The organism is Dyadobacter luteus (assembly GCF_003383615.1).
Lineage (GTDB): Bacteria > Bacteroidota > Bacteroidia > Cytophagales > Spirosomataceae > Dyadobacter > Dyadobacter luteus.
The window spans coordinates 77579-103431 of the sequence record NZ_QNUL01000012.1 but is presented as its reverse complement, the minus strand read 5'-3'; the positions used below and the strand labels follow the sequence as shown (position 1 = coordinate 103431).

Annotated in this window: 24 protein-coding genes and 1 pseudogene; 15 read left to right on the top strand and 10 right to left on the bottom strand. The window is 41.9% G+C overall.

Annotation, left to right across the window (positions count from 1 at the left end; genetic code table 11):
- Nucleotides 1-179 precede the first annotated feature (179 nt).
- The 10 genes from DSL64_RS15860 to DSL64_RS15805 all read left to right on the top strand — a co-directional run bounded on the left by DSL64_RS15860 (nt 180) and on the right by DSL64_RS15805 (nt 8529).
- Nucleotides 180-575 carry a hypothetical protein gene (locus DSL64_RS15860; RefSeq protein WP_229217107.1) on the top strand — a complete coding sequence of 132 codons (396 nt, stop codon included), beginning with the start codon at nt 180-182 and terminating at the stop codon, nt 573-575.
- 111 nt (nt 576-686) lie between these two features.
- Nucleotides 687-1523: an MbnP family protein gene (locus DSL64_RS15855; protein WP_115831892.1), complete on the top strand. Its 837-nt coding sequence runs from the start codon at nt 687-689 to the stop codon at nt 1521-1523.
- A gap of 166 nt (nt 1524-1689) precedes the next feature.
- Nucleotides 1690-2637: a cytochrome-c peroxidase gene (locus DSL64_RS15850; RefSeq protein ID WP_229217106.1), complete on the top strand. Its 948-nt coding sequence runs from the start codon at nt 1690-1692 to the stop codon at nt 2635-2637.
- 12 nt (nt 2638-2649) lie between these two features.
- A complete protein-coding gene (locus DSL64_RS15845) occupies nt 2650-3558 on the top strand; it encodes a transporter family protein (protein ID WP_115831890.1) in 909 nt (302 codons plus the stop codon).
- 708 nt (nt 3559-4266) lie between these two features.
- The gene (locus DSL64_RS15835; protein ID WP_115831888.1) at nt 4267-5058 is read left to right on the top strand and encodes an MbnP family protein; all 792 of its coding nucleotides are present in this window, start codon (nt 4267-4269) and stop codon (nt 5056-5058) included.
- Between the two features lie 12 nt (nt 5059-5070).
- Nucleotides 5071-6108 (top strand): cytochrome-c peroxidase, encoded by a 1038-nt coding sequence (locus DSL64_RS15830; RefSeq protein ID WP_115831887.1) that lies wholly within the window; start codon nt 5071-5073, stop codon nt 6106-6108.
- A gap of 189 nt (nt 6109-6297) precedes the next feature.
- The gene (locus DSL64_RS15820) at nt 6298-6789 is read left to right on the top strand and encodes a hypothetical protein (RefSeq protein ID WP_115831885.1); all 492 of its coding nucleotides are present in this window, start codon (nt 6298-6300) and stop codon (nt 6787-6789) included.
- Nucleotides 6786-7454, top strand: a complete 669-nt coding sequence (locus tag DSL64_RS15815; protein WP_115831884.1) for an SCO family protein — start codon at nt 6786-6788, stop codon at nt 7452-7454. The genes DSL64_RS15820 and DSL64_RS15815 overlap by 4 nt, the downstream gene beginning before the upstream one ends.
- On the top strand, nt 7451-8080 hold the full coding sequence (locus tag DSL64_RS15810; RefSeq protein WP_115831883.1) for an SCO family protein: 630 nt from the start codon (nt 7451-7453) through the stop codon (nt 8078-8080). Before DSL64_RS15815 ends, DSL64_RS15810 begins: the two co-directional genes overlap by 4 nt.
- 110 nt (nt 8081-8190) lie before the next feature.
- On the top strand, nt 8191-8529 hold the full coding sequence (locus DSL64_RS15805) for a c-type cytochrome (protein WP_310587848.1): 339 nt from the start codon (nt 8191-8193) through the stop codon (nt 8527-8529).
- 177 nt (nt 8530-8706) lie between these two features.
- On the opposite strand, the gene DSL64_RS15795 is transcribed toward DSL64_RS15805, so the two are convergent.
- The 9 genes and pseudogenes from DSL64_RS15795 to DSL64_RS15750 form a co-directional block, all read right to left on the bottom strand.
- The gene (locus tag DSL64_RS15795) at nt 8707-9882 is read right to left on the bottom strand and encodes a rhodanese-like domain-containing protein (RefSeq protein ID WP_115831880.1); all 1176 of its coding nucleotides are present in this window, start codon (nt 9880-9882) and stop codon (nt 8707-8709) included.
- A 255-nt stretch (nt 9883-10137) separates the two neighbouring features.
- On the bottom strand, nt 10138-10677 hold the full coding sequence (locus tag DSL64_RS15790) for a c-type cytochrome (protein ID WP_229217105.1): 540 nt from the start codon (nt 10675-10677) through the stop codon (nt 10138-10140).
- 851 nt (nt 10678-11528) lie between these two features.
- Nucleotides 11529-14042: pseudogene (locus DSL64_RS15785) on the bottom strand (PVC-type heme-binding CxxCH protein); the annotation flags it as partial.
- A gap of 685 nt (nt 14043-14727) precedes the next feature.
- Nucleotides 14728-15120: a hypothetical protein gene (locus DSL64_RS15780; protein ID WP_147300375.1), complete on the bottom strand. Its 393-nt coding sequence runs from the start codon at nt 15118-15120 to the stop codon at nt 14728-14730.
- A gap of 162 nt (nt 15121-15282) precedes the next feature.
- Nucleotides 15283-15609 (bottom strand): DUF6787 family protein, encoded by a 327-nt coding sequence (locus DSL64_RS15775; RefSeq protein WP_115831944.1) that lies wholly within the window; start codon nt 15607-15609, stop codon nt 15283-15285.
- 390 nt (nt 15610-15999) lie between these two features.
- Nucleotides 16000-17331 (bottom strand): c-type cytochrome, encoded by a 1332-nt coding sequence (locus tag DSL64_RS15765; RefSeq protein ID WP_115831876.1) that lies wholly within the window; start codon nt 17329-17331, stop codon nt 16000-16002.
- A 20-nt stretch (nt 17332-17351) separates the two neighbouring features.
- Nucleotides 17352-18779 (bottom strand): c-type cytochrome, encoded by a 1428-nt coding sequence (locus tag DSL64_RS15760; protein WP_115831875.1) that lies wholly within the window; start codon nt 18777-18779, stop codon nt 17352-17354.
- Nucleotides 18780-18904: 125 nt separating this feature from the next.
- Nucleotides 18905-19288, bottom strand: coding sequence for a hypothetical protein (locus tag DSL64_RS15755; protein WP_115831874.1), 384 nt, complete (start codon nt 19286-19288; stop codon nt 18905-18907).
- 347 nt (nt 19289-19635) lie between these two features.
- On the bottom strand, nt 19636-20475 hold the full coding sequence (locus DSL64_RS15750; RefSeq protein ID WP_115831873.1) for an MBL fold metallo-hydrolase: 840 nt from the start codon (nt 20473-20475) through the stop codon (nt 19636-19638).
- Between the two features lie 254 nt (nt 20476-20729).
- Between DSL64_RS15750 and DSL64_RS15745 the strand changes: the two genes are divergently transcribed.
- Entirely contained in the window at nt 20730-21617 is an 888-nt protein-coding gene (locus tag DSL64_RS15745; protein ID WP_115831872.1) for a helix-turn-helix domain-containing protein, read from the top strand.
- 61 nt (nt 21618-21678) lie between these two features.
- Here the strand turns inward: DSL64_RS15745 and DSL64_RS15740 are convergent, their stop codons facing one another.
- Nucleotides 21679-22407, bottom strand: a complete 729-nt coding sequence (locus DSL64_RS15740; RefSeq protein ID WP_147300374.1) for a thioredoxin domain-containing protein — start codon at nt 22405-22407, stop codon at nt 21679-21681.
- 317 nt (nt 22408-22724) lie between these two features.
- Here DSL64_RS15740 and DSL64_RS15735 point away from each other — a divergent pair, with 317 nt between their 5' ends.
- The 4 genes from DSL64_RS15735 (at nt 22725) to DSL64_RS15720 (ending at nt 25592) form a co-directional block, all read left to right on the top strand.
- Nucleotides 22725-23123 (top strand): hypothetical protein, encoded by a 399-nt coding sequence (locus DSL64_RS15735; protein ID WP_229217103.1) that lies wholly within the window; start codon nt 22725-22727, stop codon nt 23121-23123.
- Nucleotides 23124-23208: 85 nt separating this feature from the next.
- Nucleotides 23209-24036 carry an MbnP family protein gene (locus DSL64_RS15730; protein ID WP_115831870.1) on the top strand — a complete coding sequence of 276 codons (828 nt, stop codon included), beginning with the start codon at nt 23209-23211 and terminating at the stop codon, nt 24034-24036.
- 12 nt (nt 24037-24048) lie between these two features.
- Nucleotides 24049-25137 (top strand): cytochrome-c peroxidase, encoded by a 1089-nt coding sequence (locus DSL64_RS15725; protein ID WP_115831869.1) that lies wholly within the window; start codon nt 24049-24051, stop codon nt 25135-25137.
- Between the two features lie 104 nt (nt 25138-25241).
- The gene (locus DSL64_RS15720; protein WP_229217102.1) at nt 25242-25592 is read left to right on the top strand and encodes a hypothetical protein; all 351 of its coding nucleotides are present in this window, start codon (nt 25242-25244) and stop codon (nt 25590-25592) included.
- The last annotated feature ends 261 nt before the right edge of the window (nt 25593-25853 follow it).

Here is a 25853-nt window from a genome sequence, read left to right as displayed (position 1 = left end):
TAATTTTCATTTTACAGGCAAAATACTATCACAATAATTGGCGCTAACAATAAATTTTAATCGAAAACAAAACATTCAAAACTTGATATCCTCCAAGATTTTACGCTTTTTAATTATTCCTTAACTACCTTTGCAAGATAATGGTAGCAACATTTGAAGTTTAGTAGTAGAGTATCGTTTTGAAAAGTTCTAACAAACAATGGATTGGCCTGACCCTGCTGACGCTGATGCTTGTAAAAGCATGGGTAATACCATTGGTGTGTCTGGACTATGAAATACGGAAGGACTATATTGCGAAGGCACTTTGTGTCAACAGAAACAGGCCCGAGCTCAAATGTAACGGTAAATGTTACCTGGCCAAGAAGCTAGCCAATGCCCAAAGACAACAAGAGCGCCAGGCAGAACATGAATATATGGCCAGTCTGATTTATCAAGTTATGGACAATGGCCCTCAGTACAGTTTCATTTCGCCTTCACCAACAATTGAGGACTATACTACTCCTACCTTTTCTTTCAAATCCGCATTTTTAGGCCGCCTTGTGCCTGACAGTATTTTCCATCCCCCGCTGGTCTAGTACCCGATAGGTATTTTACGACTGCCTTACAGGCAGCTTTTAACTATTTTCTCTTTTTTCAGGTCTTTCTGTGCATCAACTCGCACAGAGCATTCCGCTATTTATATTAATATGAAAAATATTTTTCATAAATGCTTTGCTGCGCTTTTTGCAGCAACCATTTTGTTTTCAGCGAGCTCGTGCTCTGAATCTCCCAGTACTTCTCCTACTCCTGAACCTGTTGCATCAGACGGCGGAAAACTTCGCCTCGAATTTGATAATGTTGTCGGAGATAAAAACCTGGTTTTAAACGGAGTAACATACAAAAATGCGTCAGGTGAAGATTTCATCGTTACCAAGTTCAATTACTTTATATCCAACATCAAATTGACCAAGGCTGACGGTAGCATTTTCACAGTACCGCAGGATTCAAGCTACTTCCTGATTAAGGAGGACACCAAGGCTTCACAGTTTGTGACATTGAATAATGTCCCTGTGGGCGATTACACTGCAGTTGAATTTATGGTCGGCGTTGATAGCCTGCGAAACACGTCCCCGATTGAAAAACGGCAGGGAGTTCTTGACCCATCGGGATCGATGATGGAGGATGGTATGTACTGGGCCTGGAATTCAGGATACATTTTCGTCAAACTAGAAGGAAGTTCTTCCAAAGGGAATCCGGTAAATGGCAAGTTCTATTATCACATCGGTCTTTTTGGAGGCTACAACGAGAGAACCGTTAACAACACCAGAATAATAAAAGTCAACTTTGGAACTCTAAAAGCGCCGGTTACATTGAGCCAAACTCCTGAGGTACATTTTCTTGTGGACGTCTTAAAAGTTTTCGACGGGGCCGCTACCAATATTAAGATTGCTGAATACAACAGCATCATGGGCGGCCAGCCAGAAAAGTCACAGCAAATAGCCAATAACTATCTCAACATGTTCACCCTGGACCACATCCATTGATCTTGATCGTATAATATAAGTGAAAAAAATACCATCAATTATCTTTATACTCCTCTCGTTTTGGGGGTGTAAAGAGCCCGTCAAAGAAGAGCTCGAGCCGGTCAAAACCGGCCCCACGCCGCTTGCCTGGGTAAAACCAGCTGGATTTCCAGAGCCAATCTATGACTTGTCACGTAATCCGCTGACAGAAGAAGGTGTGCAACTAGGAAAATTCTTGTTTTATGACGGCATACTATCCCGTACGAATTTGATCGGGTGTGGCACTTGCCATCAGCAAGCAGCAGCCTTTACGCATCATGGTCACGAGCTAAGCCATGGTGTGGAAGACCGTCTGGGCGTGCGTAACTCACCAGCAATCCAGAACATGGCATGGAACAAATCATTTTTTTGGGATGGAGGTGTACACGATATGGATTTAGTGCCTTTCAATCCAATTGAAAATCCGGTCGAAATGGATGAAAAAGTAACTTCAGTGATCGAAAAACTTCGTAAAACCCCCAATGCAGCCTCGAAGATTCCGGTGGATTATCCTAAAATGTTTAAAGAAGCCTTCGGAACTGAGGAGATCAATTCAGAACGGATGATGAAGGCATTGTCACAGTTTATGATGACGATGGTCTCTGCTACTTCCAAATATGACTACTACCGTTCCGGCGATGCTAATGCATTCACTACCCAAGAAAAAGATGGCCTGGTTTTGTTTCAGAAAAATTGCAGCTCTTGTCATGAAGGCGTGCTTTTTACAGATTATAGTTTTCGTAATAATGGGCTGATGCCCATGCGCAATAACGATCTTGGGCGCGGGGCAATAACTGGTAATGCTTCTGATGAGCACAAATTCAAAGTGCCAAGTCTTCGCAACGTAGGCCTAACGGCACCCTACATGCATGATGGTAGGTACCATAGTCTGGAAGAAGTGCTTGACCACTACACCGACAGTGTGCAAAAAATGCCTACGCTAGACCCACTTCTGATTCAACCAAATGGGAAAACAGGTATTCCTCTTTCATCAAGAGACAAGCAAGCTTTGATAGCCTTTCTACGGACACTATCAGATGACCAATTTATACGTGATGCTAAACTCTCAGACCCGGGGATAGGGAATGCATTTTAAATCAATATGTCTATGAATCTCAAGTACAAATTTTTAGCGTCTTTGTTGCTTACAGCAAACATCACCATGGCCTGTGATATCTGTGGCTGCGCCAATAGCGGGGCATATTTCGGTCTGCTGCCACAATCCAATAAATCCTTGATCGGTGTCCGCTACCAGCGTCTTCACTTTGTCACACATCCGGACAGCAAAGTTCTACGTACAGAGGAGCATTTTAATGTCGGCGAAGTTTACGCCCGATTCTTTCCGATCAAAAGAGTTCAGGTTATGGCCTTTGTGCCCTACAGAATTGATCAGCAAGTCACGTCTGCCGACACCAAAAAGCAAAATGGTTTGGGTGATGTTACAATCCTTGCCAACTACAATCTGTTCAATACGCTGATGGATAAAGATAATTCGCAAACCCTCACACATACACTGATGATCGGGGGCGGGATCAAGGCACCAACTGGCAAATTCAAATTTGATGAAAACAATACACTGGAAGTGGCTAATGCAAATTTTCAATTGGGTACAGGAAGCACAGATTTTATCGTAAATGCATTTTATACGCTGAACCTTAATCAATGGGGACTGGCAACCAATGTTTCACGCAAGTTCAACACCACCAATTCTCAGGATTATAAGTTTGGCAACCAGCTATATGGAACCGTTGACCTTTACCGCTCATTCACAGTGGGCAAAGTTTCAATTACGCCAAGCCTTGGCTTATATGCCGAAAATGCGGAGCACGGTAGAAAAGATGGTAAGCTCCTGGAAGAAACAGGTGGCAAACTCCTGAACGGTGCTGCCGGTCTTACCTTTTTCTCAAACCGATGGACACTGGGTGTAAATGCCCAGAAGCCGATTGCTCAAAAAAGCTCATCCGGACACGTAGTAACCAAAGAAAGAGTGCTTGTTCAACTTGGCTTTTTGTTTTAACCAAAAACTTAATCATTAAATAATCAATGCGTTCTTTTATAGCATACTTGCTGCTTTTCGCCGTGATGCTACCCACGCTCAGTCCGTGGGGAACAATTGCTTATTTTAATGTTAACAGAGCATATATAGCAAAGACACTTTGCGAAAACAGAAGCCGCCCTGAGTTAAAATGTAACGGAAAGTGTTACTTAGCAAAAATACTGAAAAAGCAGGAGGCCAAAAAGGACAAGGAGACTACCCAGCGTGTAGAAAACATGCCGGTAGCTCAACTGTTTTACCTATCTACAATTGCATTTGTCTTTGATAACGAGCAACCTGTTATTGCTGAACCGTTATCCTTTTTTTTCCTTCTTTCTGTTTATAATTCTCCCTGCAACGGGATTCTTCGACCGCCTCAATTAGTCTGATCTTTCCAGTAGCTTAAGCCATTGCATATCAAAATGGTACGTAAACAAGCTAGCTAACTTTCCAATTTTATTCCTGATAAATCCAGTCATCCATTACGACGTGACTTACATACGTGTGGACTTATGGGTACAATATTGACTTTGCCTAAAACAGTTGCAATGAGGTCTCGATATACAGATCCCATAAGCACTTTGTGGTACCACAGTAAATTAATCTTAAAGCTTTGCTCTATTTAGAGCAGCCTTAAATACTGTAATTCAAAAATTAAATAATCTAGTTAACACAATAATTAAAAAAATTATGAACCGTATTTTCATTTTCGCACTAGCAGCAGCCCTTTTTTCATCATGCTCAAATGATGACGACACGCAAATCGTAACACCGGCAACCTCTGGCGATATGGCTATTACTCTTGACGCTCGGGTTGGAAGTGAGGATTTTGCGCTTGACAAGGACTTCGTTATGGGAACCCAGACGCTGAATTTTAAGAAACTTCGTTACTGGGTGAGTAACATGATCCTTGTTGACACAAAAGGGACAGAATATAAGGTACCCGATTCCTATTATCTGATGGAAGAGGTGGGCGATCTGGATCTTTCGAACACAATCAGCAGCAAGTTGACTTATCCGGCCAACAAGCGGGAAACAATCTCCTTGAAAAATGTCCCGGCCGGAGAGTACAAAACCATCAAGTTCTCAATCGGTGTGGACTCCAAATACAATGACAACCTGAGCCTTAAAGCTGGTGAGCTCACGATTGCAAACGGAATGAGCAACTTATCTTGGATGTGGCACTCAAGCTATCTGTTCACTTCTGTGGGCGGAACCGTTAAGAATGGCTCAACATCCAAAGCCTTCACTACCGAAACCGGCTTGAACACCAATTACAAAACAGTAAGCATAGACCTGCCAGCGCCGATTAATTCTTCAACATCTAAAGGTGTGGTCTTAAACCTGGATGTTACCAAGATTTTTGACGGTATCGATGTAATGACAAACCCTGCCATTAACGCCATGACAGCTCCATTGATGTCAACCGTTTCCACCAATTATGCAACGAAAGCGATAATCTTTGGATCTGAGGCGAAGTAACGGATGACATCCATGAAACAAATAGCATTTCTGGCAGCTGCGTTGTGGCTTACCTCATGTAGCAAGAATGAAATAGAGCCGGAACCTGAAACTTACACGTTCCAGGTTCCCAAGCACTTTCCGCAACCCGTATTCGATACCCACAATGCTATGAGTTGGCAGGGTATCGAATTGGGCAGGAAGCTATTTTACGATATGAGACTTTCAGCCAATAATAAAGTTTCTTGCGCAAGCTGCCACGATCCGAAACTGGCTTTTACCGATGGTGTGCAGTTCAGCGAAGCAGGTGTTTCCGGCACTGCCTTGCACCGCCACTCGCCTGCACTCTTTAACCTGGCTTGGGCAAACAACGGTTTGTTTTGGGATGGCGGGTCAACCAATCTGGAATCCCAGGTATTCGGCCCTCTGACTGCGCATGATGAAATGGCGCAAAACTTGTATGAACTCATCGATGAGCTCAATGCCGAAGCTGATTATGTTTTGCGCTTTCAAAACACTTTTTCTGAGCCTGTAAGCTCACAGAATGTAGCAAAAGCACTTGCCCAATTTCAGCGCTCATTGGTGTCGGCCAGCTCTAAATATGATCGCTATCGTTTGAATAGCCCCGGTGGTTCGCTCACCACAGATGAATTGGCAGGCATGGCCCTTGTTAGGCAAAAATGCCAGAGTTGCCACGCAGGTGAGCTTTTCACTGATCAGGGTTACCATAACAACGGTATCGATTCAGACTTTTCAAATGCGGAGCATGAGGGGCTTTACATGGGCAGGTACCGGATTAGTTATGATTTGGCCGATGTAGGAAAGTTTAAGACGCCATCATTAAGGAATGTAGCTTTAACAGCTCCTTACATGCATGATGGCAGGTTCAATAGTATTGAAGATGTCTTAACACATTACAGTGAAGGCGTTAAAGAATCCGCCACACTTGATCCACATTTACCACCGGGAGGATTGAAACTGACAGATCAGCAAAAAAAACAGATCAGCGCTTTTCTGCATACCCTCACTGACATCGACTTTATAAATAATGTCAATCATCAAAAACCATGAACAAAGCCAATCAAGACAAGAAGAGGATTTTGACAAAACCTGAACTGCTTTGTTTGCTCGACCAGACAGGGGTCAGTTTACCATTACCGACAAACTATGTCCTTAACGGAAAGTCCCTGTTGGTAATGCACTTGGTGTTGATCATTATTGTTTGCGATCTTTTTATTAAAACACATTAAATTTTTTACGATGAAGAAGAATATTTTAATACTATTTATGATTGGCGTGCTCAACGCATGTAGCAGCAAACAGGATTCGGCGAAGCATCAAGAAGATAGCATGGATCATGCCGCATCGGAACATGCTCACATGAGCGCCATCGATCCGGCAGCAAGAGAGCTTATGTCCATCCACGACAGTATCATGCTGCAAATGGACGTCGCAATGTCGCTAAAAAGTAAAATCAGGAGCCATGTCAAAACGTTAGACAGCCTTCTTGCCAAAACATCGGATAACGGGATAAAGCCCAAGAAAATTCAGGCAGACTCCCTGTTGTCTAAACTGGATAAAGCTGACAAAGCGATGATGGACTGGATGCACCATTATAAAGCCGATACACTTGGAAAATTGGATGATGAAAGCAAAACTGCCTACATCCGGGACCAAAGACAACAAATCGAAAAGGTTGGAAAGCTAATGAGTGAAAGTATTTCCGAAGCCAGGCAATTTGTAAATCCATGAAAAACTTGGCTAAACACGCATGTTACTGCCTGCTGATTACTTGGCTGCTTGCTGGATGCGATCACAAGAAGCTTCCGATCCTGGGCGAGCCTTCATTGGTAACTATGGCTGTCAAGGGCAAACAAGTAAAACAGTTGATTTATCCCGTGATTCCAGATTTTACCTTCAAAAGCCAGGATAATGAGCTGATTACACAACGCCATTTTGATGGAAAAATCTATGTTGCCAATTTCTTTTTGGCAAACGGGCCGGCTATTGGTAATCAGATCCACAAAAATATGCTGAAGGTTTATGACCGCTTCAAAAGTCATCAAAACATCCGGATTATCTCTCACAGCGTGGATCCTGAAAACGATACACCTATCGTTTTAAAAAGGCATGCTAAAAGCCTGGGTGTAACTGGTAACTTCTGGTATTTTGTAACCGGAGAAAGTCAGAAGATTAGAGAAATCGGCAAAAAATATTACGTGGTTGGTCATGACGACATGGGCAATGACGCTAGTGAGCCAGTGCATATATGCTCTTTTCTACTCATTGATAAAGAGAAACACATCCGTGGGATGTATGATGCTACCTCCGTTTTAAGTACCAAGGAACTGATAAAGGACATCGAAAAACTATTAGATGAGTATCAGTCATCCTCAACGCCTTCAAAAAAAATATGAAACACTCCCATATATCCATCGCTAGCCTTTTCCTTATTCTGGCTTTCGGATGCCAAAATAAAAAGCTGCCTATCCTGGGAGAATCAGAGACAATTAACAAGCTCGTGGATGGAAAAACTGTAGAGCAGATCATCTACCCTGTTATCCCTGATTTTTCTTTTCTGAACCAAAATGGCAAGGTTGTCACTCAATCTGATTATAAAGACAAAATCTATATCGCAGATTTCTTTTTTACCACATGTCCAACGATTTGCCCGGTAATGAAAAAGAATATGTTGCTGGTCTATGAGCAGTTCAAGGATGATCAGCGCGTGGGGATCCTCTCTCATACCATTGATCCGGAACATGATACGCCACAAGTGTTAAAGCAGTATTCCGATGATTTGGGGTTAAGTGGCAACATGTGGACGTTTGTTACCGGCGATCGCGAAAAAATCTTTGACATCGGACAAAAACATTATATGGTCAGTGCGTCAACAGATCCCGATGAACCGGGGGGGTATATTCACAGTGGCTCATTTGTACTTGTCGATAAAGATAAACACGTCAGAGGCATGTATGACGGGACCTCCCAGGCCAGCACCAAGGAGCTCATCAAGGACATTCAAACCCTTTTAGAGGAATAGAATAATCTGTGCAGTCTCAGCTCTAAAACAAAGCAATCCCGATTGTCGCCAGGGAAATAAATTACTTATCAGGTGACATTTTATAACAATTGAACTATAACTTATTTTCAGTGAAAAGTTTCCTAATCACATTTGCAGGCATGCTGTTGCTTTCGCTATCAGCCAACGCCCAAACCAAAACGGCGGCGAAAATCCCCGAGGATGTCGAAAAAATGCTTACCAAATATGCATGTTTAGCGTGCCATAAGGCCGATGCCAAGATAATTGGCCCGGCATATACAGAGGTAGCAAAAAGAAAATACAGTAATGAAAAGATTGTTGAGCTCATTTATGAGCCCAAGCCTGCCAACTGGCCCGGCTACCCTCCTATGGCACCCATGAAACATGTGCCAAAAGATGATGCGCTGAAAATTGCAAAATGGATCAATTCATTGTCAGCAAAAAAATAAATTATGTCATTTCGGCAAAGCCGCAACGACTATCGAAGATTTCAGGATAAAGATCCTGATTATAAGTAAACTTGGGGTAATACTTAAAGCGTGGGAATAATATACTCCCACGCTTTTTAACAATTTCACCCCCCAAATTCAACTGCCCAACCAGAAAAGCACACGTTATGCTGTCAGTCATTCGACAAGCAATCTCTTGAATTCCGTCTTATGCATATTGTAAAATTCCGATCTCAGTTGACTTACACCGCCTGTAAGTAAGTAAAAATTATTTATACCATATCCCTTCAAGCGTTGGGCAAACTTAAATAGCCCTTCCTGCATTGCCATATCATAGATAACAATGGTTTTACCGGAATACTTGGTCATTTCTTGCTCACTCACAGCAGCCAACGGAATATTGACCGCGTTCTTTATGCTTCCAATATTTTTCCAACCAGTTTTGTCCGTGCCAGTATACTCTGACTCGGTCCTACTATCTATGATAACGATATTATTCTGTTCTGAAAGATCCAGTAGTTCGTCAGGCAAAATCATTGGATATTTTGTTTCCAAAAATTTCCTTTCCTCGCTTGTAGTACTGGCCACCAAATTGCTAAGCCCGAAAAGCAGTACGTTTGTTTCATATCCGGCTTCAGCTAAATAGTTTGCAGCGATAGGACTTGTTTTGCCTTCGTTGTCGAATAGTAAAATGGGTTTTCTTTTGTCCAGTAATTTTAAATTACCTTTTATTTTGTCATATGGTAGGTGCAGGACATTCTCAATACTTCCAAATGAGTTTTGCCATTCATCACCCGATGTTCCGAAATACAAACTATCTGGTCTGACATCAACTATTTGATATGTTTTGCTATTGAATGCTTCTATAAATTCCGGTGGTGCAACTAACTTGTACTTTAATCTACTGGTGTAATATTTATTCTTATAAGGCATCCTATTTTTTGAAAGTGTATTAAAATAGGATAAGCCACCGTTGATGTTAACCACGTTGGCAAAAGAACTGTCGGCAAGTTGTTTGGCGAGCAATCTGGACCTTCTGCTGTGACTACAATAAAGGTAAATAGTGTCATTTTTATGTTTTAGATATTCAGGATAAAACTTTTTAAAATCAGAAAAATCAGTCTCCATTGCCCCCTTTATTTTGCCCTGATTAAATGACAGAGATCGCGAAGAATCACTTCTTTCCCCCTGACTCCTAATGTCATAGTAGACAAGTTTTGGATTACTTTCAAGCCTCTTAAAGAAATCCGTCCAAGAGATTGTCTGATACCGAACATTGTCAAATTTAAAATCTTGTGCACAAACCCAAAAACTTAAAAGTGATAATGCACTTGCCATGATATATTTTCTCATTCTATTTGTTGTCTAATCAATTTTTTAATGAAACATGAAGTACTTCCTCATGCTAGTTTTTTCACCTGCCGTAATGCCAATCAGGGACGTCTCCAACTTCATAATCAATTCAAAAAAATAATTTAACTAGCCGTCCCGATAGCTATCAGTTTTGTATCGAGATGGCTTGTTAATCTCCTCCACTCAGTCAGCAACTTCTGTGACGTACTTAGATTATGTGCTTTAACCGTTCTACACTCATAATCTGATCAATGTCTATTTGGTTACTTTGACTACCATAGCTGGTGTAGTGTACTTGATTTCGGATTCATTTCCCCAAGAGTTCTTTATGAAATTGATCACATCCGCAACTTGAACACTATCTAAGCCAAGCTCAGGCATCATGCCGTTATAAACTTGTCCGTTAACCACTATTTCACCCTGCACACCAAACTTTACCACTCTGATAACCTTGTCGGTGCTATCCTCCTGCACGAAATCCGAGCCTGCCAAAGGTGGGTAAACCGCCTCCATGCCTTCGCCTTCGGGCATATGGCAGCTTATACAATTCGTTTGGTAAAGAGCTCTCCCCCGGCTGATACTTTTGGCTAATTCATCATTGTCTCCAGACTGCAACGCTGCCAATCCGGTAGAAGCAGCAACGACCAATAAAATGATAGACTTCATTGTTTTAGGAAAATAGAAAAATTGTAAAAAATGAAATTGATATGAAAGCACTGAACAACACAGGTTCAGAAAGTGTGAGCCTGCACCTTTGGATTTAAATGTAGAAGGTGGCTCGTCCAATGCTTTCAAAAAACAAACAGGTTCGACTACTTCTTTATATTACTGAAAAAAGATTTTCGACATTTAACCTGTTGAGGCTATTCTGAAAATGCTGACAAACATTACTTTATTCCAACAGATCTGACAAAGCCGTCCATTTTTTGTGTCATATTTCCAGGTATGCGCTTTCTCATTTCAACGAGAAATTGCTTATTTCCCTCCGAGAGAACATCTTTTCTGCGCGTATTCCAGCCATTTAGCACACCTTTAACGATAGCGTTTCCGGCCTGATCTTCCAGTTCTTGGGTAAGTCTAAGCAGATCGACCAGATCATTAGCAGAGGCATAACCAGCAAGACTTTGCATGGAACGCTCGATTGCAAAGTCACCCATATTTTGGGGACGTATGACTTCTATTGTTTTTGAGCTTCGGTTATTTTGTAATTCATCCTGCTCAGGTATCTCGTTATCCGGATCAATTACTGCGGAAATAGTAACCTTCCCGGCTCGCTCGGCTACAAAACCAAGTGGGCTGCTCCAGGGACCATTATTCCCGGAGGTAACCTTCACAGTCTGCGCCGGAGCGATACCGTTGTTCAACTGGAGACTATGGTAATTCAGTTCCAATCCTACACCTGTGATAGAAACTTTCAGTTGTGGGATTATCTCTTTTTCTAACGCCACACTACCTTTGTTTGTGACCTCGATTACCAGACGAGCGTATTCCCGAACTGAGGGGGTTGCAGGCTCAACCGTTATCCCGGTAATGGCCAGATCTATTTTCCCCTGAGCAGTGATGGATGCATTACCTGTGGTTGGCTGGTCCAAGTTCTGGATGTTATCGACAGTGTTCTTTTTTCTATTTGAAGCCGGGGAAATTCGTCTGGTCAGATATTTTTTTCGCAATTCCCCTTCGTTGGCGTTCAGCACAATGGCAAACGCATCTGGTAACCAACGATCATCAGCATCCTTAGACTCATCCAGTAATTTAAAAAACGCAGTTTCCATAGTGGGTGAGAGTGGCGTTTCACTGAGTGCAAGAAGAGCATGAAGTACAACGAGCTTGTCTTTGTCATATAAAAGATGCGCATCCAATATGGCACTGAATGTAGTCGGCGTTTTCGGTAGAACCTGAATCGCATTCTTACGAACTGCCCCGCTTGGATGTTTTAAAGCCAGAAGTAATTCAGCATTATTGTCCTTTATTGCACCAAGCCCCTGCAGTGTCCATAAAGCATGAATAGCCCCCACATTCAATCCAACTTCGTCAACGGACTGATCTTTTAATAAAGCATACAGCTCGGGCACAACATCTAAATTGCCTCGTTCAACCAAAATTCGCTGGGCGTGTTGTCTCCAAAGCATATTTGTATTCTTCAGGGTCTTTATCAGTTCATTCGGCTTGTTCTTATCAAGTGAAATCGGTTTGTAGGCAGGAGCGTTCTTCCAGCCTACCCGGTAAATACGTCCATGCGTAAAATCACGAAGATCAGATTCATAAGCATTTCCGCTGCCATTTTTAAAACCCTTAGGAGTTGGATTATGCTGGATGATGTAGCTATACCAATCCGCAATCCAGACAGCTCCGTCAGGTCCGACGTGATTTGCAACAGGAGCAACCCACTCGTCAGCGCCAGCTAAAAGATTAAACCCGAGTTTATCTTCAAAATCTGACCCACTCTTTTCCATTATGTTCTGATGAACCAAGTGCCCGGTTGGCTCACTTACAAAAGCAATACGGTTCCAGTAATTTTTAGGGTACGCTTTGGCCGTGTAGAACTCAAATCCCGCCGCCGATGTGAATCCACCAAATGCATCAACCTGGCGAACCTTTGTGGTTATGGGCTGAAAATCCTTGTGGGTGTCTGTACTACGGCTTCCATTATCAGTGGCTTTTTCGCCATAGTAACGAGCAGGTATGGCCATGTACCACCCATGCGCGTTGTTGGCCGTGGAGCCGAATAAATCTCCTGCCTCGTTGAAACCTAAACCCCAGGTATTATTTGAAGTTTTAGTGAGCATTTCCATCTCAGAACCGTCTGATTTGAAACGAAAGAAAGCCTGGGCAAAATTCAATGAATCTTTTCCCACTAGCCCTGTGAATCCGGAATAACCTACAGAACCATAAATCCAGTTGTCAAAACCATAGTGTAGACTAGAAGGTCCGGCATGCGTATCGAAAGTGCCAAAACCTGTAAAAAGAATTTTCTTCTCATCACATTTACCATCTCCGTCTGTATCCTTTAAAAACAACATATGAGGCGCCTGCGCGACAATCAGACCACCGTTGGCAAATGCCATACCCGTGGGAATACTTAATCCCTCGGCAAACCGACTAAACTTGTCGGCCTTACCATCACCGTTGGTATCCTCACAAACCAGTATATAGTCCGAGCCACCCTCTTGCTTCCTCTCGTTGGGATAATCCTTGGTGATCATTACATACATCCTGCCCTTCTCATCCCAAGCCATATCAATTGGATGCATAACATCAGGTTCGTGGGCAAAAACTGAAAAATCAAAACCTGCCGGCACCTGAATGTGCTTGACAGATTCTTCCACAGACACAGGCATTTGCTGTAGCTGCGGACCTGGACGTTGTTCATAATTTGGTAATTGCGCTTCACGATACTCAAACTTTTTAGCGTCTAATGCTGTGTGCGCCGATCTTGCGTTATCGCTTACAGACCAAATAATGGCTTTCTCCAGCATTTTTTGGAAACCCGGATTTGCCCAAGTTCTCTCATCGTGACCATACGCTGTGTAAAAAACCCTCCCCCGGCCGTGATTTCTTATCCAAGTGTAAGGCTCCTTGGTCTGGCCGGGACGATCCTTTGCCTGATCTTGCTGGATCAGCCGCTGAGTCAGAATAACATTGTCGGGTTGGAGTTTTTCATGAAGATATGTTTCATCCATTGTCTTAAATGGCTCCACACCCGCAATCGCTGGATGATCTGGCTTGGTCCATACCGGCTGAATAGTGTCAAAAGTGTGACGCCAAAACTGACCACCAATAAGTTTGACAATCTCAGGATTATTCCGAAAGCAGTAGCTTGCACAATGAATGGGTAAAAAACCTTTCCCGGAAGCAACAAAGTCCAAAAGTGCCTTAGATTGGCCAGGAGAGATCGTATCCCAATTTGCGTATAGCATGAGCGCATCATACTTTGACAAATTAGCCTTATTCAGATCCAGTAAGTCATCTGTGTAGGTAAAATTAATTCCCTTTTCTCCTAACACAGCCATAATTTGCGACACTCGCCTGGAAGGCTGATGATGCCCATTGTCACCTAAAAAAAGAACCTCTATTCTCTTGGGAACTATACTGGTCGTAGTAATGCCGGTAGTTGCAGACTTTTTACCTTGGGATGCGCAGCCTATTGCCGCAATCATCATCAGTATCCCAAAGACATAAGTGCTGATAAAATTGAATTGTCTGGTCAAATTCACGTTAAATAAATTTAGAGTTTTTTTGAATTAGGATGGTTATTACTTACCACCCCGAAGAGCAGATAGTGCTCTGGTTTATCGGCGACATTCCGGTTATGGGTCTGTCAAAAACGAGCTTGGATATTACTTAGGGCTACAATAAGACCTTTACAGGTTATCATCCCCTGCGCTGTGATAGCCACAAAATGCGTTTGAAAATCTACCACAAATAATTGCACTTCCGACTATACCGACGTTAGCATTCAAGCCGGACAGAAAGGTTTGGTGCTGCATTTCCGAACCACAGGTATCTGGCATGGTAAATTACAACTGAAAGCATAGGAACAGCCGTCCGTACAAACGATTTGCCCATCGTAAAATGAAAAGAAAGCAAAAACGGGAAGCACCTCTCACTGATTCGCAAGAGATCTAAAACAATCTAAAAAGGAAAAAGAATCTGCACCAGACTTGAAATGATTATACTATTAGAATAATCACGAAGATGACGCGATTGTCCACCTTCATGCATTCAAAAATCCGTCCGGGAATTTCCAATAGATTAATCACAACAATCAGTCTGGCACATTTGCTAATGTGCTACCAATTTAAAATTTTAGTGTAAAAAACATGATGAAAGCCCCCCAACCTGAAATCAGATCAGTGACGGAGGATGAAAAACACCGGATGGCAGAGATGATGGGTGTAAGTCCGGTGAATACTGATAAGTGATCAGATTAGCTTTAAGAAAACGGAGCATTTGAAATTCGATCTCAAACGTTTTCAAATCCATAGGTTGGAACAACAGCTTTGAAACGTAATCTTGTTCTGCTTGCTTTTGTTGCTGCTTTTCTACCTCAGCCAGCCTTTTGGCCAGGTAACATTTTCCGTTACATTTTAGCTGAGGTTTGTTTCGGTTTTCGCAAAGATTGGCAATGATATAATCCCGGCGGATCTCGAAGTCCAGATACAAAAGAGGTATCACACACACTTTAATGAGCATGAGGCTTAGCAAGCCAAGTGATATCCACCTTTTTGTATTTCTCAACAGATGTGCGATTTTATTTATCGTGCAAAAGTAAGACATGACTCCTTAAAACACTTTACCATTTTTAATCAAAATCATAATACTATGAGGTCGCTTCGCGATTAGTGAAGTAACCAAAAAGCTTTGGGCAATTTCATTTCACCCAAAGCCGAAAGAATAAAGTCACTTTTCAGAATAAATTTTCAGAACCAACCAGCGAATCATTTTTTTCTCCTTTTGCCAAAAGAATGAGAATTGCCCCAAAAGAAAACCGTAGCAAAGCAGCAAAGTATGATAGGTCGGGAAGATAAACAGTATATAGACTACCGCTTTCAGCCAAAATGGTGTTGTTACGTCGTATTCTAAAAGTTTAAACAATCCCTTCCTAAGCCAGACGACCGTAGAGCCTGAGAGTGTAAAAACGGCAAGGGTTAAAAGAACCTCCCGGGTTGTTTCCAAGCCCCATTTTCGCTGCATCTTGTGCAGCCATGGCTGTTTAATTATTTCCATATTGCTAAAATTCATTTTGTTATAAATCCAAAACTTTTCTTAAACTCAAAGCAGCCCCAGCAGCATCGAAACAAAGAGTAACAGCAATAAAATAATCACTGCGACTGCGCGGACAACTTTATTTCTACTGTTCCTGTCAGTCTTATTCTTTTTGACAATCTGACTATTTTTCATAACTGACCTGATTACCTTGCTCTATTGATCCTTCAGGTTTCAAATATCGTCCCAGCGACAAACCCTTTCTACGAATTTTAACAAGTTCAAGACTTATGCGAACTGTTGTTGCGATAATCAACAAGAAGATCGCAACGCAAGCGACGGAAATTATTAATACGAACATAGTTATGTACCTGTAAAAGCCGGACAGAAACTGCCCGGCATAGTTTAACATCATTTGCCTTGTTTTAGAATGTACTCGGAAACCTCTTTGAGCTCCTGTTCAGACAAGCCCAGCGCGGGCATTTGAGGCGCGTCAGCCCGCTTTTTTCCCGGTGCCCGAATCCAATCCTGCAAGGCCACCTGATTCCCTTTATAAATTTCGACCATTTCTGTCACCGGCGGGCCAACAACTTTCATATCCATTGCATGGCATGCTGAGCATTTTGTTTCAAAAATAGTTTGACCGGCATCGTCAGAAACGGCCTTTTTATTACCGGGTAAATTGGCTTCGGCGGTTGCCTTTTTCACTTCTGCCTGATAAACTTTCGTAGCCTCGGCAACCAGTTTCTGATGGGGAGCCAGGGCTGTCGCACGGTATAGATGCCGGCCTGAACCCATACATATCACAGTGATTGTCAGCACAGAAGCAACCTTTTTGAAGTTTGTCGCAATATTTTCGGCAGGACCTGTCACCCCTTTCCATATCCAGTACAACGCAGGAATTGAAAACGCAGCTCCGATCAAAATTGTAAGCACCATTTGCCAGCTCATTCCTTTGGTGGGTAGCGTTAGCAGTACCACAGGCCCGATCAGAAACTGGACGACAGACGCCATAAGTGTCAGAGAATATGCTTTTTTTCTGATCTCATAGCGAGTAAGGGTAGTAAAGTGCTGCTCGAACTCATACTTCTTTCTTCCAAAATACCAGAAGACAAACAGCCCGGTAATGGCCAGCGATGCAAAAATAAAATGCAGATACCTTGGAAATACGTTCGGCAAAAGCAATGCATCCAGAAAACCTTCTATCGTATTCCATTTTTCAGGGAACAACATTAAATTGATGTTGGTCAGAAAAATGAAAGGAATAAAAAGAAATATCGCCACCGAAATCGCCATCATCGAAATATGTAGCGCTTTATTACTGGAAAGAATATTCCAGGAGTACTTATGCGCATAGGTAAGGAGAAAAGCGATCGTTGTCAGCGGAATAATGGCAATCCAGAAAAGCCCTGTCAGCGCATTGGCCGAATAAAAATAAACGGTGTAAAGCGTGTTGATAGACAATAACGGAGCAACACCAAGCACAACGGCCATACTTTTATTGACAGTGATGGTACTGGCCAATTCCTGAGAGAAAACATCGTAATCTTTATCTTTCAGTCCTTTTATCTCACTCCAAAGCGTGAGAATACTCCCTCCGACCATCAGATTAATAAAAAGGATGTGCGCAAGAAAAGACAAGACCAGCAGGACAACAAGAACGCCATGTGGTAACGGAAGTGGCAACGGCAAATCGCGCGGAACAGGTACCTGAGCCGCAAGCAGAATATTGTATAAAGTCATTTGTGAAAATCCGTTAAAGTTTATTTTGCGATTGAATCGTGGCTCATCTCAGTTTCCGGAATAAGGTTAGCCTCTGGTGTCTGTGTCTTTTGAATTTCCTGGATGTAAGCCACAAGTGCGTCTAATTCCTTATCGTTACCCGGAAAAGGCGGCATAAAATAACGCGCATTCTGGATGTTGGAAATATAGGCTTTCATCGAAGCGCCATTGAGCGGTTCGTGATTTTTAAAACTGTACATCTGCTCAAACTTGTCAATCAGCGAGTTGATGCCATTGGTAGTATGACAACGGCTACAAGCTATCAGAAAAATCTGTTCTCCGGCAATCAACTTGTTATCTTCTGTAACTTCTTTAACAGGAGAGTAAGTCGCATATGTCAACAATCCGTCACGTTTAAAAAGAGGGTAATCCTCTACCCTGAGCGTATTGGAATACATATAATTTCCGATCACATAAGGCTTACGAATGAATTCTCTGATTCTTTCGAAGATACCTGCAAAACCAAGTACAGCAATGACCGGAATGATGTAGACGAGCTTTGGAATTTTTAGCTTCGGTTTCAGTATCGTAACCAGCGCTATGAGCATAGAAACAGATATTGCTCCAAAAATAAACCAGACCAGTAAGTTATACCAGCTTTGAAAATCCATGGTCCCCACAGCGATCTGTATGTTTCCGATCATCAGGTGCGGAATCCGGCTATAGTACCAGTAAGCACCAAGCGCCGAGAATATAGAAGCGACAATGATCCATTTACCAATCGCCTGTGTGGCAAGAATACGGATGGATGTATCCCTTTTTGTAAAAAGCACCGTCAGAAAAAGTGCAATTGTTCCGGCCATCAGCGCAGCCATTGGTGTACGGAAAGCAAGCTGGGGCAAATAGATCGGATTCGAAAAGCCCGAAATAAAAGTTTTGTTTTCAACCCAGCTGCCTGTATCCATCATAAACCCGAGGATGGAGACAATAATGCTCATGGTAATCCAGGAAGCAATGCTCAAAAAGGTACCAAACATGATGTGCCTGGATTTCGCCTCAACACTTTTCAGCGACTTTTTCCAGGAAAGATAATAGATCAGGATAAGGATGACTTCTGTAACAAAGACAATCCATTCTGTGAACCATGCGCCGTAAAAAACCCGTATGAGTGAACCGATTGAGGCCGGGTTGACAAGCGAAGCGGCCAGCCAGATACCCACGCCCGTCATCGCACCAACCGTGGTGGTGATAATGAAGGCTACCGTCATTAAGCGGTAAGCTAATTTGTCCCAATCAGGTCCTGTGATCTGTGCGTCTTCCGCTTTTTTAAATCCTTTGTATTCGAGCCAGGTTACCAGCGGAATAAATCCTACTGCGAGCCCATGGTTTATCATGACGTGGATTACGGCGATGATGGCAATAAGCAGCCTGTCGCCCATAAAATCCAGGTGAAATATGGGAAAATCCATTTTTGAGTAATTTGATTAATACAATGAAAATCAATGATATACCAAACCCTCCACAATCAAATCTGAATGTGACAGGACGTAGTAATACAATCCAGATTTTTGAAATCCGGTAAAATGATCAAAGATTAACTAAACTGCGGGGGATGCGGAATTATCTCAAAGTGCGCTTGCGCGTAGTTGGCAGTGTAATGATAGGAATTATTGGTTCTTAATTCCGTTACAGTGCTGACAGGCAGGCTGACCTGCCCGTTGTGGATAAAAAGGTTGAAACTCACAGCCAGTTGAGTAGGTGCTGTTTGTTTTTTCTGAGTGGGTTTTTGTCCGTAGTCGAGCAAAGAAAGAAGGCCCTCTTTGGTTTTATTATGAATCGTTTCCAGCTTTTCGCCAGTTTGTGTGTACTCCTTTTGGAAGTTGGACGGAGCATCCAGAGAATAGTAAACGATGTACCCCAAAAAACTTTGCACACACACAATCGCAACAATAGCCACAAGCGCCCATTTGCGAGCCATTAGGATTTGCTGTTTTGTCAGACGTGTGATGTCGAAGTTAAGAAGCAAAGCAATTAAATTTTAGAAAAAGCAAATATACTCTAAGAGTGGTTTTAAAACGAATGTTGAACAACTTTAAGTACGTTCTTGCGGAATAGGATTTAAATGACAGTGACAAATGTATTCTCGCAATATGGATGGAGTCACACCAAAGTCCTTTTTCCGATAGCTATACATCTGTGATTGAGAACAATTTTTATTAAACAAAAGTAAGGAACAGTCAAAAAATTCCCGCCTGAAAATACAGACGGGAACGCTATTCTTCACTTCCTGAATTTGTGTTGGATTCGATTGAATTTGCCTAGCAATCAAATGGAAAGCTTTATTACATCTCCGTCCTGTGGAATAAGGAGTTTTTCCTTCCCGATATTTAGTTCTGCTGCTTTTTGACTCAACTTAGCCCTTGTAGTGCGGCAGTGGTCCAAAGCATTCATATGTACAGCAATTACTTTGGCCTTGCCACTTTGACCTACCAATTGCATTGTGGCTTCATCATCCATAAGTATTGGGGTGCTTTCAAAACCTGGAATAAACGCTCCACCAGAATTTACAACAATGTAATCAGGCTTAAATCTCTTGATATTCTTGTTGATATTTTCTGTCCAGATGGCATCGCCAACGATGTAAATTGTTGGCTGGTTTTTAGCCATTAATACAAATCCGGAGGTTTTGCCCATCATCTCAAGTACTTTACCACTACCGTGCTCCCCATCAACTCTATGAATGCTTATACCATTCCATACCATCTCTTTGTCTAAAACAGCGGCTTTTGTAAAACCTTCCTTATTGAAAAAATCCTTATCAGAAGGCTGATTAATAAGGTGCACAGATTTATCGAGCGCATTACTAGCAGTAGAATCAAAATGATCAACATGAGAGTGTGTCACCATTACCAGATCAACTCCACCAATGACTTCACTTACTGGCATTTTCAAATCGACTGTCGGATTTTTCTGTATTCCGGCGAAAGATTGGAATGCACCTTTGGCAGATAACATTGGATCAATCAGAATTTTCTTACCAGCATACTCAATCACTAACGTTGCGTTTCTAATCAGCTGAATATTAGGCTCAGAAGCGCTTTTGGTCTGGGCAAATAGTGAGCCTGATGATACAAGCAAAGCGATTGCTAAAAGTACTTTTTTCATATTGTTTTATTTGTTTTTACATGTTATCATACCATTTCCCCTAATAATGCTGGAGTGGTTATCTGAATGCAAAGGTCGTAGTGGCGGGATAACTGATAGCTATCAATACCTATGTTGTTACTACCATTTTGATAAGCCCAACCTAAATTCCCCACCACTCAAATGGCGCAGCCAGAAATCCTTTTCTTTCAGAAGTGGGGCTTTATGTCTTAATATATTGTCATAAATTTGACCGTAATCAGTAAACTGCATTTATGAAGACGATTCAATTTAACAAAACTGAATGTGGGGTTGATTTTCTATTGAATGTCTTATCAGGAGATCAGGTCAGTGATTCTTACCTCAATACGGATGTCTACAACACAGACTATTTTGAAATCCTTTTCTTTAAAAAGGCAGAAGGTACACTGATACTAAATCACCACGAAATTAATGTGGGTGACAATGCAATTATTTTCATTTCCGCATTCCAGAACAGACAGTGGAAAATGAATAAGGATCTGCTGGATTTCACGTCGTTGATTTTTCAAGAGGACTTTCTCAACGAGTTTTTTGCAGACAAACTTTTTACATATCGTCTGCTGTACTTTTATGAATTGCAGCATCCATTGCGGATGGATGTTACGAGTATGGAGATGTCAAAATCATGTAGCATACTCACTGAAATAAAATCGGAGCTGCTCACTGTCAGACCTGATAGTGCCCATATCATTCGTTCTCAGCTGTATTACCTGCTACAAACTCTTAATCGGCAGTATTCCAGTCAGAATAACTTGTCGCTGGACAATGTTGGCAATAACTACGCTTACCAGTTCAAAAGATTACTGGAAACCAATATTCGAACAAAACAACGAATCAATGACTACACCGAGCTTCTGGGTATAAGCAGAATCACTCTCAATAAGGCTGTAAAATCGCAATTTAATGTTACTGCCACAGAGTTAATCAAACGCCGTCTTATTTCTGAAATCCAAACTCAGCTGATTTATTCGAACCAAACAACAAGCGAAATTGCATACGAATTTGGCTTTTCCGAGCCAAATCATCTTATGCGTTTTTTCAAGACGCTAACAAATGAAACCATTTCAGAATTTCTCAGTCATCATCAGCATAGCTTAAAACTATCTGCTGTCCAGGAGTGATTGCGACTGTATATATCGTTCACTTAACTAAGGGAAAATGCAAAGCGTTTTATGTTAGTTTCTAGAACACGCTCTCTATTAGCTGACGAAAATCTGCTTCTTCCATCATCCCATTCTTGCGGGTAACAAGCTTAGCATCTTTGTATAGAAGAAACGCAGGTATCTCATCGATTCCCAATTCCTTGGCTAGCGTTTTATTTGGATCATAGTTGACGGTTTCAATAGTAGCACGCCCCCGATATTCAGATTTCAATTTACTTACCGTAGGTAGCATTTTAATACAAGGCCCACACCATTTTGCATAAAAATCTATAAGAACAATCCGTGAAGATGACGTTAATTTAGTAAAGTCCGCCTTTGACATCCCTTTCGCAGCTGTATGTTGAACACCATCCACCGTTTTTCCGGACGTAGACCACTTCAAATAACCACCCTTCAAATCATAAACCTGACTAAAACCATTTTCTGACAGTTGCTTCGCAGCAGATGAGCTACGACCTCCTGACAAACAATAGACAAAAACCGGCTTACTTTTATCTAAGTCATCTATGCTTTCCTTGAAACCAGCTGATTTTACATCCATGTTTTTTGAATTTTTAAGGTGACCGTCCTGATATTCCGCGGCAGTGCGTACATCAAGCAATTGGGCGTTGGGATACTCAGACAGCTTGCTCTCAAATTCATCAATGCTCAGCTGCTTTTGCGCCTTTGAGACTCCTGGGAGAAGACCAAGAAAGAGAAATGCGACATAGGCTAAGCCAACAGAGACAGGTCGTGCAAGAATTTTCATAAATACTTTGAAGTTATTTAAAGGTAAAGTTGTGAGTTGTAAATCTTGGAATATTATCAATGAGCAAAGAGACCGGCTCCATACTTACTAATGTTTACACATGTTCAATCCTGGCGTGTATTTCATCATCACTTCGGTACCAACAACGCCTGGGTACAGCACTTAGTTTCTAACTTTATGAAATGTCCTCTCAAAGATCTTACATTCGAAATTTTAGTTTATCTAAATTTTCTACTGGACATTTACTTTCAAAGGTCAGTACCTATCTTTGCCTGATACTTCTGAAATTTTCAATATTCTATTCAGACTGCTTCAAATTGATAAGTTCAAAAAAACAATGGATCGGCTATGGCCTGTTAATACTGATGCTTGTAAAAGCATGGGTGATCCCTCTTGTATGCCTGGACTATGAAGTTAGAAAGGAATATATAGCCAAATCACTTTGTGTTAACCGGGACAAACCAAAGTTGAAATGCAATGGAAAATGTTACCTGGCTAAAAAACTTGCCGAAGCCAGTGAACAACAAGAACGTCAGGCTGAGCATGATTATATAGCTAGTCTGATTTACCAGGTGATGAGTTCCAGTAACAGTTATTTGTTCGACTCTAATCTGCTTACTCCGTTTCCTTCCGTTAATACGGTCAATTATTGCTATCAATCTTTATTCAAAAGTCGCCTGTTAATCGGAAGTATTTTCCGCCCGCCCCTCGCATAGCTTTTTCCCAAAATCCCTTTTTTCTTAAAAGCTTACTAAACTATTCAGTTTCTCGGCAGCAACTTGCCGAGACATAATTTTCTGCATGAAAAGTATCCATCAATACTTGGTGCTGGCATTTACTGTCTGCGCTGTTACCCTATTCTCGTACTCCTCCGGTGCCGCCAGTTCAAGTGCGGAAACCTTCGTTGCGACCGGTGGAAAGATCCGGATCGAATTCGACAATGTTGTAGGTAACAGAAACCTTGTTCTAAACAGTGTCACTTATAAAAATGCATCGAATGAAGATTTTGTAATAACTAAATTCAACTACTTCATTTCTAACGTAAAATTCAAGAAAGCAGATGGTAGTGTATACATCGTACCGCAAGATTCAAGTTATTTTTTAATCAAAGAAGATACCAAAGCCTCGCAGCACATAACACTTAATAATGTTCCGCTTGGAGATTATGTTGCAGCTGAATTTATGGTTGGTGTTGACAGTGCCCGTAATACCGCCCCTATCGAAAAACGATTCGGCGTGCTTGACCCGTCAGGATCAATGATGGATGACGGAATGTACTGGGCTTGGAATTCGGGCTATATTTTTACCAAACTGGAAGGTAGTTCTTCCAAGGGTAACCCTGTCAATGGTAAATTTTATTATCACATTGGTCTCTTTGGAGGATATAACCAGAGGACAGTCAACAACACCAGGGTGGTAAAAGTAGCTTTTGGCTCCGTGAAAGCAAGTGTGACAACCACCAGTGGTCCCGAGGTTCACTTATTAGTCGATGTTCTGAAAGTTTTTGACGGCCCTGGGACAAATGTTAGCATAGCGGACTATAATAGCATTATGGCTGGACAACCTGCCAAATCACAGCAAGTCGCAGATAATTATGTCAATATGTTCACATTAGGTCATATTCACTAAAAGCTTAAGAACATGTACAGAGCTATTTTTTTACTAGTGCTTTCGCTATTTTGTTGTAGTGCCGGGGATAAGAACGAGCCTATTCCAAACAAGAAAGGGCCAAAACTTCTGGAATGGACTAAACCAAAAGGTTTCCCTGAGCCTGTTTACGATCTGTCCAGAAATCCCCTGACTCAGGAAGGTGTGCTACTTGGCAGATTTCTTTTTTATGACGGGATACTTTCGAGGACCAATCTGGTTGGTTGCGGTACATGTCATCAACAGGCGGCCGCTTTTACCCACCACGGTCATGAGTTGAGCCACGGTGTAGACGATCGTTTGGGAGTCCGTAACTCCCCCGCTATTCAGAACATAGCATGGAGTAATTCTTTCTTTTGGGACGGAGGTGTACATGACCTGGATCTGGTGCCTTTCAATCCCATTGAAAACCCGGTCGAAATGGATGAAAAAGCTTTTAACGTGCTTGCTAAGTTGAGAAAAACTCCGAATCCAAATTCAAAGATTCCGGTGGATTATCCTAAAATGTTTAAAGACGCATTCGGAACTGATGAGATTAATTCAGAAAGGATGATGAAGGCATTGTCGCAGTTCATGATGACTATGGTGTCTGCTAATTCCAAATACGACCTCTATCATTCTGGTGAAACAAATGCGCTCAGTACTCAGGAGAAAAAAGGCCTGCTGTTATTTGAAAAAAACTGCAGCTCATGTCACCAGGGGGTTCTATTCACCGACAACAGTTTCCGTAACAATGGTCTTTTGCCCATGAGAAATAACGATCGGGGACGTGCAGGAATTACGGCAAACCCCGCCGACGAGCATAAATTCAAGGTGCCAAGCCTTCGCAATGTGGGGCTTACTGCACCCTACATGCACGACGGCAGGTATCATTCCTTGGAGGAGGTCCTGGACCATTACACAGAAAGCGTTCAAAAACTTAAAACGCTGGATCCTGTGTTAATACAAGCCAACGGGAATACAGGGATTGCTTTGAGCCAATCCGACAAAGCGGATCTTATTGCATTCCTGAAAACGCTTTCCGATGATCAGTTTATTAAAGATACAAAACTATCCGATCCCGGGATCGGCAATTCCCTTTAGATAACTACCCTATTTGATTGCTTTGAAGGAGTAATCACGCATCCATGTTTTTAATTTTAAATAGTTTGTTACATCTGTAAATGAGGTCTGTTATAGCATACATATTGCTTTTAGCTGTAATGCTACCCACGCTAAGTCCGTGGGGAACGGTCGCCTATTACCATATAAACAAAAGCTACATTGCCAGAGAACTTTGTGAGAACCGCCAAAAGCCCATAGCTATGTGCTATGGAAAGTGCTACATTCCAAAAAAGCTCAAAGAACAGCAGTATAAAAAAGATAATGAAACAACGGAGCGCGTCGAAAATATGCCGTTTTTACAACTATTCTTTGAAACTGTATCCGCTTTTATTTTTGACGAAAAACCAATTCCTGATTTAAAATCTCTGCGCTTCTTTTTCCGCATTTCCGACTACTCTACACCAGCCACTGGGATCCTGCGCCCGCCGCAGTAGCAGCACCTTCGTATACTGATAACCCAGTAGCCAGAAATCCCAAACCATCTTAAATGTTTTGGGGCTCACAAAATATTCAGTCGATTTACAACTCACCAATCTTTCACAGTTCGCAAGTGATTATCAGAGCCACTATCTGAAACGGCGGGAGGTAATCCTGCTGTATCCTTTTTGCAATGATTGATACCAGGTCACTTCCCACTGATGATTTGAGTAGTTGAAATTTCCGGTATTTAATTTAAAACGGTCATAAGACTAAAT

What these genes read in the sequence shown, in the direction of transcription:
- DSL64_RS15855 (WP_115831892.1), top strand. Translation starts at nt 687, where the DNA reads ATGAAAAATATTTTTCATAAATGCTTTGCTGCGCTTTTTGCAGCAACC.
- DSL64_RS15845 (WP_115831890.1), top strand. Translation starts at nt 2,650, where the DNA reads ATGAATCTCAAGTACAAATTTTTAGCGTCTTTGTTGCTTACAGCAAAC.
- DSL64_RS15835 (WP_115831888.1), top strand. Translation starts at nt 4,267, where the DNA reads ATGAACCGTATTTTCATTTTCGCACTAGCAGCAGCCCTTTTTTCATCA.
- DSL64_RS15830 (WP_115831887.1), top strand. Translation starts at nt 5,071, where the DNA reads ATGAAACAAATAGCATTTCTGGCAGCTGCGTTGTGGCTTACCTCATGT.
- DSL64_RS15820 (WP_115831885.1), top strand. Translation starts at nt 6,298, where the DNA reads ATGAAGAAGAATATTTTAATACTATTTATGATTGGCGTGCTCAACGCA.
- DSL64_RS15815 (WP_115831884.1), top strand. Translation starts at nt 6,786, where the DNA reads ATGAAAAACTTGGCTAAACACGCATGTTACTGCCTGCTGATTACTTGG.
- DSL64_RS15810 (WP_115831883.1), top strand. Translation starts at nt 7,451, where the DNA reads ATGAAACACTCCCATATATCCATCGCTAGCCTTTTCCTTATTCTGGCT.
- DSL64_RS15795 (WP_115831880.1), bottom strand. Translation starts at nt 9,882, where the DNA reads ATGAGAAAATATATCATGGCAAGTGCATTATCACTTTTAAGTTTTTGG.
- DSL64_RS15775 (WP_115831944.1), bottom strand. Translation starts at nt 15,609, where the DNA reads ATGGAAATAATTAAACAGCCATGGCTGCACAAGATGCAGCGAAAATGG.
- DSL64_RS15765 (WP_115831876.1), bottom strand. Translation starts at nt 17,331, where the DNA reads ATGACTTTATACAATATTCTGCTTGCGGCTCAGGTACCTGTTCCGCGC.
- DSL64_RS15760 (WP_115831875.1), bottom strand. Translation starts at nt 18,779, where the DNA reads ATGGATTTTCCCATATTTCACCTGGATTTTATGGGCGACAGGCTGCTT.
- DSL64_RS15755 (WP_115831874.1), bottom strand. Translation starts at nt 19,288, where the DNA reads ATGGCTCGCAAATGGGCGCTTGTGGCTATTGTTGCGATTGTGTGTGTG.
- DSL64_RS15750 (WP_115831873.1), bottom strand. Translation starts at nt 20,475, where the DNA reads ATGAAAAAAGTACTTTTAGCAATCGCTTTGCTTGTATCATCAGGCTCA.
- DSL64_RS15745 (WP_115831872.1), top strand. Translation starts at nt 20,730, where the DNA reads ATGAAGACGATTCAATTTAACAAAACTGAATGTGGGGTTGATTTTCTA.
- DSL64_RS15740 (WP_147300374.1), bottom strand. Translation starts at nt 22,407, where the DNA reads ATGAAAATTCTTGCACGACCTGTCTCTGTTGGCTTAGCCTATGTCGCA.
- DSL64_RS15730 (WP_115831870.1), top strand. Translation starts at nt 23,209, where the DNA reads ATGAAAAGTATCCATCAATACTTGGTGCTGGCATTTACTGTCTGCGCT.
- DSL64_RS15725 (WP_115831869.1), top strand. Translation starts at nt 24,049, where the DNA reads ATGTACAGAGCTATTTTTTTACTAGTGCTTTCGCTATTTTGTTGTAGT.